The sequence below is a fragment of the Acidithiobacillus sp. AMEEHan genome, assembly GCF_030996345.1.
In the GTDB taxonomy this organism is placed as follows: Bacteria; Pseudomonadota; Gammaproteobacteria; order Acidithiobacillales; family Acidithiobacillaceae; genus Igneacidithiobacillus.
In genome coordinates this window covers 1,385,776-1,399,007 of sequence record NZ_CP118747.1, presented here as the reverse complement: position 1 = coordinate 1,399,007, position 13,232 = coordinate 1,385,776, and the positions used below count along the sequence as shown (strand labels likewise).

The 13,232-nt window shown below is 60.8% G+C and carries 12 protein-coding genes; all 12 read left to right on the top strand.

The window, feature by feature from the left end; genetic code table 11:
- Entirely contained in the window at positions 1-1,983 is a 1,983-nt protein-coding gene (locus tag ORD17_RS07110; protein WP_308387628.1) for a hypothetical protein, read from the top strand.
- Positions 1,984-1,986: 3 nt separating this feature from the next.
- Positions 1,987-2,664 (top strand): DUF1318 domain-containing protein, encoded by a 678-nt coding sequence (locus tag ORD17_RS07105; RefSeq protein ID WP_308387625.1) that lies wholly within the window; start codon positions 1,987-1,989, stop codon positions 2,662-2,664.
- A gap of 18 nt (positions 2,665-2,682) precedes the next feature.
- Positions 2,683-4,005 carry a 23S rRNA (uracil(1939)-C(5))-methyltransferase RlmD gene (rlmD, locus tag ORD17_RS07100; RefSeq protein WP_308387623.1) on the top strand — a complete coding sequence of 441 codons (1,323 nt, stop codon included), beginning with the start codon at positions 2,683-2,685 and terminating at the stop codon, positions 4,003-4,005.
- The gene (locus ORD17_RS07095; protein ID WP_308387622.1) at positions 3,974-4,516 is read left to right on the top strand and encodes a L,D-transpeptidase; all 543 of its coding nucleotides are present in this window, start codon (positions 3,974-3,976) and stop codon (positions 4,514-4,516) included. Before rlmD ends, ORD17_RS07095 begins: the two co-directional genes overlap by 32 nt.
- Positions 4,517-6,589, top strand: a complete 2,073-nt coding sequence (locus tag ORD17_RS07090) for an APC family permease (RefSeq protein ID WP_308387621.1) — start codon at positions 4,517-4,519, stop codon at positions 6,587-6,589. It begins immediately after the preceding gene.
- Positions 6,573-7,610 (top strand): beta-N-acetylhexosaminidase, encoded by a 1,038-nt coding sequence (gene nagZ / locus ORD17_RS07085; RefSeq protein ID WP_308387620.1) that lies wholly within the window; start codon positions 6,573-6,575, stop codon positions 7,608-7,610. Before ORD17_RS07090 ends, nagZ begins: the two co-directional genes overlap by 17 nt.
- Positions 7,611-7,711: 101 nt before the next feature.
- The gene (rpsF, locus tag ORD17_RS07080; protein WP_308387619.1) at positions 7,712-8,095 is read left to right on the top strand and encodes a 30S ribosomal protein S6; all 384 of its coding nucleotides are present in this window, start codon (positions 7,712-7,714) and stop codon (positions 8,093-8,095) included.
- Between the two features lie 10 nt (positions 8,096-8,105).
- The gene (gene rpsR, locus ORD17_RS07075; protein WP_308387618.1) at positions 8,106-8,378 is read left to right on the top strand and encodes a 30S ribosomal protein S18; all 273 of its coding nucleotides are present in this window, start codon (positions 8,106-8,108) and stop codon (positions 8,376-8,378) included.
- Between the two features lie 24 nt (positions 8,379-8,402).
- Positions 8,403-8,849 (top strand): 50S ribosomal protein L9, encoded by a 447-nt coding sequence (rplI, locus tag ORD17_RS07070; RefSeq protein WP_308387617.1) that lies wholly within the window; start codon positions 8,403-8,405, stop codon positions 8,847-8,849.
- Positions 8,850-8,873: 24 nt separating this feature from the next.
- Complete coding sequence (gene dnaB / locus ORD17_RS07065; RefSeq protein ID WP_308387615.1) at positions 8,874-10,235, top strand: replicative DNA helicase; 1,362 nt, start codon at positions 8,874-8,876, stop codon at positions 10,233-10,235.
- 71 nt (positions 10,236-10,306) lie between these two features.
- A complete protein-coding gene (locus tag ORD17_RS07060) occupies positions 10,307-11,614 on the top strand; it encodes a paraquat-inducible protein A (protein WP_308387614.1) in 1,308 nt (435 codons plus the stop codon).
- Positions 11,574-13,232: an MlaD family protein gene (locus ORD17_RS07055; protein ID WP_308387612.1), complete on the top strand. Its 1,659-nt coding sequence runs from the start codon at positions 11,574-11,576 to the stop codon at positions 13,230-13,232. Before ORD17_RS07060 ends, ORD17_RS07055 begins: the two co-directional genes overlap by 41 nt.

The following is a 13,232-nucleotide window of genomic DNA, read 5'->3' as shown; positions in this document are numbered from 1 at the left end:
ATGATCGGTCCGGCGCCAGCCACGGTCCTGGAGATCCGTGCGGCGAGCCTCAGCGGCCCGCACTTGCAGTTGCACAATCTGCAGATCCAGGCGCAGGGAACGAGCCCGCGCGATCTGCACTGGCAGGTTCAAGCCGGTGCCGCGCGGGGGGCCGGCACCCTGCGCTGGCAAACCCTGCAGGCGCAGGGGCAACTGCATTCCCACGCTGGGGTCGACGAACTGCAGGTGCAGGCAACCGTCCAGGCCAGTCCCTTGGGAAACCTGGAGGTACGCAGCCAGGGGAAGGTCGGCAAAAACGGTGGGCAACTGCGCCTGCAACTCCGTAGCCAGCAGATCGGCGCCTGGCAGGGCTGGTGGCGAAGCGCCGGCCAGGGTAGCTGGTCGGCCCGCCTTTCGGGCGAGGGCAATGCTGCGTACCTCATGCACACGGTGCTACCGAAAACCTGGCATCCCCAGGGAACGCTACGCGCACGACTCACTGCGCGGGGCACGAACTGGACCAGCCTACAAGGCGCAGCACTGCAGGCCTCGCTCGACAAGTTACAGTTTAGCAGCCCCAGCGGTCTGCAAGCGGCGCAAAACGGCGTCTTGCATCTGCATACCCAGGTCGAGCTGCGGCAGGGCATCTGGCAAGGCCAATCGACTCTGCAGTGGCGCAGTGGCGCGGCACTCTGGAGCCCATGGTACGTCAGCGCTCCCGTCGCAGGAGTCACGCTGCGGGGAAACTGGCAATATGGGGCGCAGGGCTGGCGGATAACGGCAGCCACGCTGCACTGGCCAGAAATGGGGCAGGCACGTTTTTCTGCGGCTTCCAGAGGTAGATCTGCAGCACCGGAGATTCATCTGCAGGAAGCTATTTTGGCGATGCAGCCGTTATGGCAAACCTGGCTGCGGCCGATATTGCCGACCAACGGCCTCGCGCATCGACTTGCGGCAAGTGGCCAGCTGAAGATTTCTGGCGATTATGTCGGCCGTCTCGACAAGCTCCGCTGGCAGCTCGAAGATGGCAGCCTGCGCGATCCGCAGGGACAATTTACGCTGCAGGACCTGCGCTCCAGCGGCACTTGGCAACGACAGGGAGGCGAGTCCAAAGCCGAACTGCAGTGGCTCTATGGTGGCTTTTACGGCATCCCTTTCGGGCCCCTCGATGCGCAGTTTCTGCTGCGCCGCCAGGTCGCCGAGCTGCGCGCGCCGACCGCACTTTCCGTGTTGGGCGGTCGCCTTCATATCCAGCGCTTGCAGGCCAACTGGCAGAGCGGTTCGCCCAGCGTCGTTCTCGGCGGCGGGGTCGATCACATTCAGCTGGGTTCTCTCACTCGCACTTTTGGCTGGCCGCACTTCACCGGCACACTCGATGCCGAGATCCCACAGTTGCGCTACCATCAAGGGGATCTGCAGACCAGCAGCGTGATGCGCGCCCACGCCTTTGGCGGCGAGATCAGCATCGACGGACTCTCCCTGACCGAACTCTTTACCCCCGCTCCCCTATTGCAGACCAGCGTTCGCCTGCAGAATCTGCAACTCAAACCGCTTACCGATGTCTTCCCGGTTGGCTACATCAGCGGCGTGCTCGATGGCAGCGTCCAGCATCTCACGCTACTGGATTGGCAGCCGGTGGCCTTCGATGCGCACATGGAGACCCATCGCGTTCGCGGTATCCCGCAAAAAATCAGCGCTGCCGCCATCGAAAAGCTGACCAAGCTGGGAGGCGGCGGCATCAGCGGCTTTTTCCAGAATATCTTTCTGCGGTTTTTTCATACGTTTTCTTATGCCAAACTGGGCTTCGGGGTAGACTTGCGGGATGGAGTCGCGACCTTATCGGGGGTAGCCAGTACCAAAGATGGTGGATTTTATCTGCTCCGCGGCCAGGGACTGCCGCAGGTGAACATCATCGGCTACAATCGGCGCAGTAATTGGCAGGAGCTGCTCGGCCGCCTGCACGCCGTCATGGAAGGCAAGGCCCAGGTTGCCACAGGAGACTAACGGGTGAACGCTTATCGATTTCGACACGGCCTTCGGGTCCTTCTCCTTTTGGGTCTTTCTCTGACCTTGGCGGCTTGCGTCACGGTCAACATCTATTTTCCGGCTGCTGCTGCACAAAAGCTGGCCGATCAAGTAGTTGATCAGGTCTATCACGCCGCACAGCAAGGACGGGTGGACATTCAAGCCGAGCCCGAGGCCAAGACCACCGCGCCAGCGGCTTCGGCGGCACCCAGTGCCTGGCATCGGCCGCAAGAACTGCATCCCAGCCAAATTTTGGGGTATTTGACCAACGCGGCGTTCCGTTCTGTAAGCAGTACAGCGCAGGCTGCCGCCAATCTGGATGCCTCCAGCCCTGCTGTAATTGCAGCCAAGACCAACGTCGAAAACCAGGCCACCAAGTTGGGGTCTTACTTTGCCAGTGGCGCCATTGGCTACACCAGCAATGGCCTCGTCGCGATCCACGATGCAGCGGCAGTCCCACTTGCTCAGCGCGGCGCGCTGGCGGGTTTGGTAGCAGGCTACAACGCTGCCCTGCAAAATCTCTATGCGCAGATTGCTGATGCCAACGGCCACCCCGAATGGGCTGGTCAGATTCAGGAGAGTTTTGCCCGTGCCTGGATCGCGAAGGCCCCCGCAGGCTACTGGTACCAAAGCCCTAGTGGCCAGTGGCAACGCAAGTAACGCCATCTCTTTCCGCTCATGACTCGTCCCAAGCCCATACGCGGCACAGCACCCTGTACTCTGCGGATCGATTCCCTGGATGGGGAGGGTGTGGGGGTTGGCCGGGCCGACGGCAAAGTCACTTTCGTCGCCGGCGCCCTGCCGGGGGAGCAGGTCGTAGCGCAGGTCTACGAAGGTACTCCGCGTTACGATCGTGCCCGCTTGCTGGACGTGCAGCGGGCCTCGTCGCAACGGGTGACGCCACGCTGCCCTCATGCCGGGGTCTGCGGCGGTTGCAGTCTGCAACACCTGGAAGCGTCGGCACAGATAGCGGTCAAACAACGACATCTGGAAGAACAACTCTGGCAGATCGGCAAGGTGCGGCCGGAGCGCATTCTGCCGCCCATTGCCGGGCCGAGCTTCGGCTATCGCCGCAAGGCTCGTCTCTCGGTCCGGGTACCAGCCACTCGCGGAGTATTGGTGGGCTTTCGCGAATACCATTCCAGCTACGTGGCAGATATGGAGAGCTGCGCGGTACTCGACCCGCGCGTGGGCGAGCGGATTCTCGACCTGCGGGCGCTGATCGCGCGTCTGCATAATCCGCGCATCATTCCCCAGATCGAGGTGGCCTGCAGTGATCAGGTCGCGGCACTGGTGTTCCGCCACCTGGAGGCTCTGACCCCCGCGGATGAGGAATTACTGCGACTCTTTGGACAGACCCATGGGCTGCAAATCTGGTTGCAAAGTGCCGGTCCCGATAGCCTGCGTTGCCTCAGCGAGAGCGATCCCCAGGCCTTGTTCTACGTCTTGCCCGAATATGACGTCCGCCTCACCTTCTCGCCTCTCGTCTTCACCCAGGTCAACGCCAGCATCAATCCCGTCCTCGTCCGCCGCGCCCTGGCCCTGCTCGATCCGCAGCTAGGGGAACGGATTGCCGATCTTTTCTGTGGTCTGGGCAATTTCACGCTCCCCATTGCGCGCGCCGGGGCCAAGGTTTTGGGGATCGAAGGAGAGCGTCGCCTGACGGCCTTGGGCAGCGCCAACGCCGCAGCCAATGGCCTGACGGAGCAAGTGGAGTTTCGCTGCGCCGATCTCACCCAGGAGAGTCTCGATGAAGTGCTGGCCGGGCATCCCGTGCGCAAGCTCCTCATCGATCCCCCGCGCAGTGGCGCAATCGAGATCCTCAAGGGTATTGGCGCCGGCATCGAGCGCTTGGTCTATGTGTCCTGCAACCCGGATACCCTCGCACGCGACGCCGGGTATCTGGTGCAGCAGCTCGGCTTTCGTTTCCGCAGCGCGGGCATCGTCAACATGTTCCCGCATACCGCTCATGTCGAGTCCGTCGCCCTCTTTACCCGCTGAGGCTCCTGACCACTGGCTCTGGGTGCAACCCGCCCGGCAACGCCTGCTGGAGATGTGGGGTGGTGCAGCAACGCTAGAGTGGCCAGTATCCACCGCTCGCGCCGGCCTTGGCGAGGAGCTCGGCAGCGGCAAGACCCCGCGCGGTTGGCATTATGTGCGCGCCCGCGTGGGCGATGGCCTGCCGGCGGACGCCGTGCTGCGCGGCCGGCGCTGGCGGGGCGAGCGCTGGCAACCCGGCGCCGTTCTGATCGACCCGATTCTTGCCCGCCTGCTCTGGCTCTGCGGCCTGGAGCCGGGGCGCAACCGGGGCGGTCAAGTCGATACTTTTCGCCGCTATATCTACTTGCATGGCACGGCAGACGTCGAACATCTGGGCCAACCCGTTTCGGCTGGCTGCATCCGTCTCGATCCCGCTGCCATCATCGATTTATTTTCTCGTTCCCCCGCGGGCCTGCCCGTGCTCATTGCCGACACCTTCGCGTCCTATCCCCGGCCGAACAGGAGAACCTGAATGGCACGCTTTCGCTTTCCCCACTTTCAGCGCACGGTCAATGTCTTCAATCCGCACCTCTTCGAAAATCTCTCTCTCGCCGCCTTTCTCGCCTGGGTGGGCCTCGGTTCCGACGCCCTCTCCTCTTCGGCCTACGGTCCTCCCGAAATTTATTACGCCCTGCACGGCCATGAATATTTGTCTGTAATCTTGGCGATCGCCATTCCGATCACGGTATTCATCATTGCCGCCGGCTACAAGCAGGTGATCGCCCTCTTTCCAGAGGGGGGAGGCGGGTACCACACGGCAACCACTCTGCTCGGGCCTCTGGCCGGTTTGGTCAGCGGCGCCGCTCTGATTGTCGACTATATCCTCACCGCGGCCATCTCAGTGGCCTCCGGTACGGAGGCAGTGCTCAGCATCCTGCCGGCGAGCTGGTACCAAGAGCGCATCTTACTCGATTTGCTGGTCCTGCTCTTTCTGATCTTTCTCAATTTGCGCGGCATGAAGGAGTCCATCAAGATCCTTTTGCCGATCTTTGTCGGCTTCCTGATCAGCAACGGGATCATCCTTGCCTGGGGCCTGCTCAGCCATGCCGGAGATTTTCCGCACATTGCCGTGGCGACCGTCCACGGCGTGCAGCAGGACAGCATGACCTACGGCTGGATCTTTATCATCGCTCTGATACTGCGCGCATTCAGCCTCGGTGGCGGTACTTATACCGGCTTGGAAGCTGTAGCCAATGGTGTGCACATCATGCGGGAACCGCGGGTGCAGACCGGCCAACGGACCATGACCCTGCTGGCAACTTCACTCTCTCTGGTTGCCGGCAGCCTGATCTTCCTCTACCTGCTCTATCATGCCGAAGCCCGCGCCGGCGAAACGCTGAATGCCGCGCTCTTCCACAGCATCACCGCCAACTGGCAGGGCTTTGGCATCCATTGGGGCAGTTGGGCCACCCTGCTCGCCCTGCTGACCGAGGGGCTGCTTCTCTTCATTGCTGCCAATACCGGTATCATCACCGCACCCATCGTCATGGCCAACATGGCCGTCGATCGCTGGCTACCGGAGCGATTTTCCTATCTATCCGACCAGTTCGTTTCGCGCAATGGCATCCTGCTCGTCGGCTTCGCGTCGATCGCTATTCTTTTGGCTACCCAAGGCCATGTGCGCATCTTGGTGGTGCTCTACAGCATCAACGTGTTCATTACCTTCACCCTGACCATGGCAGGCCTCAGCCGCCATTGGTTTGCCCAACGCAAGGGCGACAAGCCATGGCTGGGCAAACTGATCATCAGCATACTCGGCCTGATCGTCACCGGCTCCATTCTGATCATCACTGTCTTCGAGAAATTCGATGCTGGCGGCTGGTTCACCCTGCTCATCACCAGCGTTGTGATTTTGCTCGGTTATTTCATTTATCGTCATTACCGTTCCATCAGCAAGCGGACCCGCGAGCTGGACGAAACCATGCTCGACGTCGTCCCGGAAAACATGGAACCCGGGCCGGCGCTGCCCCTCGACCCGCGCGCCAGTACGGCAGTATTCTTCGTGAGCAAATTCGATGGCGTCGGCCTGCATACCCTCCTCACCGCACACCGCATGGTGAAGGGCTTTGTCAAAAACTATGTATTCCTGCTGGCGGGCATCGTCGGTCAGGGCGAGTTCAAAGGCATGGAGGCAGTCGAACAACTCAAGGTATACACCGAAGCGGAAGCCAATCAGTACATCGCCTATTGTCGCGCGCAGGGTATGGCGGCCACCTGGTTTGCCACCTATGGCACCGACCGCATTCAGGCCATGGAAGACCTCGCCAGTGCGGCTATCCGCTATTTCCCCAACAGCATCTTTTTTGCCGGGCGGGTCATCGACTCCAGTCAGAACAGTACATTGTGGAGCATCCTGCACGATGAAGTGTCTTTCATCATCCAGGACCGTCTGCAAAAAGATGGTTTCAGCATGATGATCGTCCCCGTCCATGTGCATGGCATGCCCAACAAACTCCCCTCCATTTCCTTACCTATCGATATGCCGCCGGACATGGAACTGATACAACCGGAAAAGAAGAATGAGGAAAATGCCAAATCCAGTTGAACTCCCTCTCGGCCCGCTGATGATCGACATCTCCGATCCAACCCTTGGAGCGGAGGATCGCGAGCGGCTGCTGCACCCAACGGTGGGTGGCGTGATCCTCTTTGCGCGCAACTGTGTCAGTCATGGCCAGGTGCAGGAACTCTGTGGCGAAATCCACGCCCTACGCCAGCCGGCGCTCCTCATCGCCATCGATCAGGAAGGGGGTCGCGTGCAACGCCTGCGCGACGGCGTCACGCGTTTTCCGCCCCAGGCCAGCCTCGGACGCGTAGCTGATCGCGAGGGACTGGATCGTGCCCGTACCCTTGCGGAAATCTGGGGCGAACTGTTGGGCTATGAGCTTCGGCAGCTGGGCATCGACATGGATTTTACGCCGTGCATCGATCTTGCCTCCGGTGTCTCTGCAGTGATCGGAGATCGTGCCTTGCACAGCGATCCGCGTATTGTTGGTGAACTGGCAAGCCATCTCTGGCAGGGGATGGACCGTCAGGGCCTGACGGGGGTAGCCAAACATTTTCCCGGTCACGGTGGTGTGGCAGCAGATTCCCATCATGAGCTGCCCATCGACCCGCGCCCGCGAGAGGCGTTGGCAACCGATCTGCGTCCTTTCCGGCGCTTGGTCGCGGCGGGCATTCCAGCCGTTATGCCAGCGCATGTGAAGTATTCTGCGGTGGATGAAGCCCCGGCCGGGTATTCGCCGTACTGGCTGCGCCAAGTACTGCGCGGCGAACTTGGTTTTACCGGGGTCATTGTCAGCGACGACCTGAGCATGGCGGGTGCGCTGGGCGTCGGTGCGATCAGCGAGCGCGTCGATACCGCCCTCGCCGCCGGTTGCGAGATGCTGCTTATCTGCAACGATGCGGCCGCCGCCAATCAGGCCATGCAACACTGTCTGACGCGCAATTTACCAGCATCACGCTTCGGCAGTTTGCGCGGTCAGGAAGGCCAGCTCGATGCCAATCGCTGCGCCGCCTACCGTGACGAGATCGACAAGCTCCGGGAGCACTTCTCCAATCCCTTGTAATTCCTCTGCCAACGCGTAGAATACGCGTTCCCCCTTTGTGGTGGTCAACTCCTTGTTCGGACGATGGGCGTCCGGACTCTATGATCCGTAAGGAGAATGCATTGCGGCATTATGAAATCGTGTTTCTGGTCCACCCTGACCAGAGTGAGCTGGTACCCCAGATGATCGAGCGCTACCGGGGCATGATCGAGGGCGATGGCGGGCAGATTCATCGTCTGGAAGACTGGGGTCGCCGCCAGCTCGCGTATCCCATCAAAAAGGCCCACAAAGCGCACTACGTTCTCATGAATGTGGAGTGCAGCGCAGCCGCCCTGGCCGAGTTGGAAGATGCCTTCCGCTTCAGCGATGCCGTATTGCGCCACCTGACCCTGGCGCGCGACGAAGCCATCACCGAGGCGTCGCCCCTGGCGCGCGACGAAAGCGATCGCCACGAGCGGAGCGGCGATGAAGAGCGGACGGATAGCATTCCGGAAAGCGTGGAATAAGGAACCGACAATGGCATTTCATAAAGAAAGAGATAGAGACAACGATGGCGATCGCCGTGGCGGCGGTGGCTTTTCCCGGCGGCGCAAGACCTGCCGCTTCAAGGCCGAGGGCGTCAAGGAAATTGACTATAAGGATCTGAAAACCTTGCAGGCTTTCGTCGGCGAGACGGGCAAGATCGTGCCCAGCCGCATCACCGGCACCAGCGCCCTCTACCAGCGGCAACTGGCCACTGCCATCAAGCGCGCACGCTTCCTGGCATTGTTGCCCTACGTCATCCGCTAATCCGCTGACGACAAGGACAAGATCATGAAAGTCATTCTATTGGAACGCATCAACAAACTGGGGCGCTTGGGGGATGTCGTCGAGGTTCGCCCAGGCTACGGACGCAATTTTCTGGTTCCCCAGGGCAAAGCGGTGGTCGCCACACCCAACAACCTGGCCGATTTTGCCGCGCGTAAGGCGCAGCTGGAAGCAGCCGAGGCCGAGCGCCTGCAGGCGGCGCGGGTACGGGCGGAAGCGCTGGCTGACACCATTCTGCGTATCGCCCTGCAAGCGGGAGAAGACGGCCGCCTCTTTGGCTCCGTGGGTCACCATGACGTGGCGCGGATGCTCGAGGACATGGGACACCAGATCAGTCACGGCGAGGTGCGTATGCAGGAGGGTCCCATCAAGCGCACCGGCGAGTATCCGGTACGTCTGCATCTGCATCCGGAAGTCGAGATCGACATCCAGGTCGTCGTCGAACGCGCCTGATTTCGCGAGTCCAGAGGCAGAGCAATGGCGGCCCATCTGGACCAGGAAGTCAAGGCAATCCCCTTCTCCCGGGAGGCCGAGCAATCGGTCCTCGGGGGCTTGTTGATCGACCCGGAAGCTTGGGAAACGGTCAGTGAGACCCTTGCGGTCCACGATTTTTACGAGCGTCGTCATCAAACCATCTTCGCGGCGTCTGCCGAAATCTGCAATGCCGGCAGCGAACTCGACGCCATCACCCTTGGCGAGCATCTCGAGGCGCGCGACCTCCTTGCCGAGGTGGGCGGTCTCACCTACCTGATCGAACTCGCCAACCTCACCCCCAGTGCCGCCAATATCCTGGCCTACGCGCGGATCGTACGCGAACGCTCGGTTCTGCGTTCTCTGCTCCGTGCCGGCCGCGAGATCGCCGACCTGGCCTATCGCCCCGAAGGCCGGGAGGCGCGTCTGCTGCTCGACGAGGCAGAGCGTAAGATTTTCGAGCTGGCGCAAGGCGAGGATCGCGGCGGCGCCCATTTTCAGCAGATCAAGGAAGTCTTGCCCGCGGTCATCGATCGGATCGAGCAGATCGCCAAGGAGCGCAAACAGATCACGGGACTGCCCACCGGCTTTGTCGACCTCGACGAAAAGACCTCCGGTCTACACCCAGGGCAACTGGTGATCGTTGCCGGCCGCCCCAGTATGGGCAAGACGGCCTTTGCCATGAACATTGCCGAGCACGTTGCCTGTGTGGAAAAACGGGCGGTGGCGGTGTTCAGTATGGAGATGCCGACGGAAGAGATCGTTCTGCGCGCACTCTCCTCGCGCGGACGGGTCGATCAACACCGGCTGCGCAATGGCAGCCTCAATCGCGACGACTGGCCCCGTATTGCCCAAGCCGTCGGCGAACTGAACACCGCTCCACTCTTTGCCGACGACTCGGCCGCCCTCTCGCCCGCCGAGCTGCGCTCCCGCGCCCGGCGCCTCAAACGCGAGCATGACATCGCCCTGATCGTTGTCGATTACCTGCAGCTGATGCAGGTGCCCGGACGCGGCGACAACCGGGTGGCCGAAATCTCTGAAATCAGTCGTTCACTGAAGGCGCTGGCCAAGGAGCTGGCCCTACCCATCATCGCCCTCTCCCAGCTCAACCGCAGCCTGGAGAATCGCACCGAAAAACGTCCGCAGATGTCAGACCTGCGCGAGTCCGGCGCCATCGAACAGGATGCCGATCTGATCCTCTTCCTCTACCGGGACGAGGTTTATCACAAGGACAAGGAAGAGGTGAAGGGTATGGCCGAGGTCATCATCGGCAAACAGCGTAACGGACCCATCGGTACCGTGCGCATGAGCTTCTTTGGCGAGTACACGCGCTTCGAGAACTACGCCCCGCTGGATGGCGATTCCTGACTCCGGCGGGCAGTCCCAGCAATCCTCTGCTATGCTCAAAGGAATTGTGATCAAGAAAAGTGAGTGAGTCGATGAGCACTGTGCTCATGGGCAGCGCCGATGTCGATCCGCATTCCGAGCACGGGTACCTTTGCTGTCCCGACTGCGGCCTGCTGCAAAAATTGCCACGAATCGGTATCCGCGGACTGAACACCTACTGTGGACGCTGTGGTGCTACGCTGGAACGCACCCGTGGGCGCAGCATCAATGCCGCCTTGGCCATGTGTCTGAGCGCCCTGTTCCTCCTGCTGCCGATGAATCTTCTCCCGTTTTTGACGGTAGATATTTTCGGGGTCCACCACACCAGCATCATCTATTCCGGCATTGCCGGGATAGCGGCCCAGGGCTGGCCAGTGGTCGCCGTGATCTTGGCACTGGAACTCATCATCCTACCGTTTTTCCGCTTCGGCTTTTTGGCCGCTGTCCTGCTCGGTGTCTATCACGACTATCATCATCCCCATCTGGGACGGCTTTTTCGCTGGTCGGAGCGCCTCGATCAATGGTCCATGCCTGATGTCTTTCTCATTGGCTCGGTCATCGGCTATGGCCGGGTCGCCCCGTTTCTGCCCATCAGCATCGGAATAGGCGGTTATTGCGTGCTCGCCGTCTCTTTTCTCACCTTGCTGACCCGTGCGAGCCTCGATCGACGCGAAATCTGGCGGCGCATCGGTCCCTGCTGCCAGGAAATCGAAGAAGGGGTGGAATACGTCGGTTGCCCCTTCTGTGGTCTGCCGCACCCCAAGGCGGAGGCAGAGGGTCAACAGTGCCACCGTTGTGGCGAACGGGTCTGGCGCTATCGGCCGGACACCGAAATGCGCGTCCTCGCACTGACCCTTGCGGGTTTCTTCTGTTATCCCTTTGCCTATCTCTACCCCATGGAGAGCAACTACCAACTCGGCAGTCTGCAGGGCTACACCATCATGACCGGGGTGGACAAGCTGATCCAGGCGAATTTTTACCTATTTGCGGCCATCATCTTTCTTGCCAGCGTACTCACTCCCTTTCTGAAGCTGTTCGGGCTAAGCTGGTTCCTCGTCTCCATACATGGCCAATCGCAGCGCTGGCTGCGTAACAAGACCACACTCTTCCGTGTGATTCGCCAGATCGGTCGCTGGTCTCATATCGATGTCTTTACCGTCGCCGTCTTTCTGCCCCTCATGCACCTCTCCGGCTTGCTGGCGGTATACGTGGGGAAGGCATTACCCTTCTTCCTTGCCGTTGTCATAATCACCATGTTTGCCACCGAGATTTTCGATCCCCGCCTCCTCTGGCAAAAGGTCGATGAACAACAGGAACAAGATGAGTCAGTCTTCGTCAACACCGCAAGCGCAGAATCGTAAACCTCGCTGGCCAGGTCTGATCTGGGCCGTGCCGGTCGCCGCACTGGCGATTGTCGCTTGGCTCGCCTTACGTAGTTATCTCGACCAAGGGCCGTCGGTTACCGTGAAGTTTCCTACCACTGGCGGGATCAAGGCCGATCATACATCGGTAAAATTTCGCGGAGTGACGGTTGGTCAGGTCACCGGTACACGACTGGCCAAGTCTTTGGAGGAGATGTTCGTAACCATCCGCTTCGACCCCTACATGGCCGGGCACCTGGGCAAGGGGACGCGCTACTGGATCGCCGGCAAGGAGGTCAGTTTCAGCGATCTGAGCTCCCTCAAGTCGCTCATCGCCGGACCCTATATTGGCGTGGACCCACACCCCGGCCCGACGGTGCACGAGGTGGTGGGATTGAGCCAGGAGCCGGTGCTCAAGAGTGAGCCGAAAGGTCTGACGCTCATTCTGCAAACTGATCATTTCGATGTCGTACAACGGGCAGCCCCCATTTTTTATCGGGGAATGCAGATCGGTGAGGTGCGCGGTAAGGCGCAGGCCCCGGATGGGCATGGCTTTCGGATTTATGCCTTCATCTCGCAAAAATATCTGCATCTGATCAATGCCCGCAGTCGTTTCTGGAACTCGGGCAACATTCGCTTCGATCTCTTTGGCAAAGATTCTGGCCTGCATCTACCGCCCAGCAACGCCATTCTCTCTGGCGCCATTTCGGTATTCACGCCGGAGTCGGGAAAGCCGGCTACGGAAAACATGCAATTCCAGCTCTATCCCAGCGCGCAGGCTGCGCGCTGGGCACCGCGCAGCAATGCCGTGTCTTACCAACTGGTGATGCCAGAAGGACCAAAGGGTCTGACCAGCGGGGCCGCCGTGCGCCTGGAAGGTGCTCGGGTGGGCACGGTTACCGCTGTCGACATGCGCTACGACCCGCAGCATCAGGCTCTGCAGACCTATGTGCAATTGGCGCTCGAGCCACAGAGCATCCCCCTGGCTGACGCCCAGTGGGATGAACAGAATCCGCGGCCCCAGATGGACGCGATGCTGCGCGCCCTGATCACTCATGGGCTGCGGGCCGAACTGCAGCAGAATCCACCCCTCGTCGGCACTCCAGAGATCTCCCTGGTCATGCTCCAGCACCCGAAAGCGGCGACTTTAGCCGCTGGCAATCCACCTCGGATTCCTTTCGTGGAAGGCGGGAGTCTGGCCGGTACGCTGGCTCAGGTCGATGGCATCCTGCGGGAAATCCATGCGCTACCCCTACCGGAAATTGCCCGGAACTTGGAGATCACGACCCATAAAATCGCCACCCTCAGCCAATCGGAAAAAACGCAGGAGACGCTCCGCCATCTTGCCGCGGCGACTCAGCACCTGAATGCCATTCTGGCGTCCGGCCAACAGCAGTTACCCGAAACACTGCAGCATTTGCGCGCCGCGAGTGCGCAGGCTGAGCAGGCCCTACAGGCTGCAGACGGTCTATTGGCAGCCGATGGCAGCGCCGGTAATGCACCGGAATCCACCACCCTGCCGCGTGCGCTGTACGAACTCAGTCGCGCCGCTGCCTCGCTGCGTTCCCTGACTAACTATCTCAACAGCCACCCCAACGCCCTATTGATCGGGAAATGA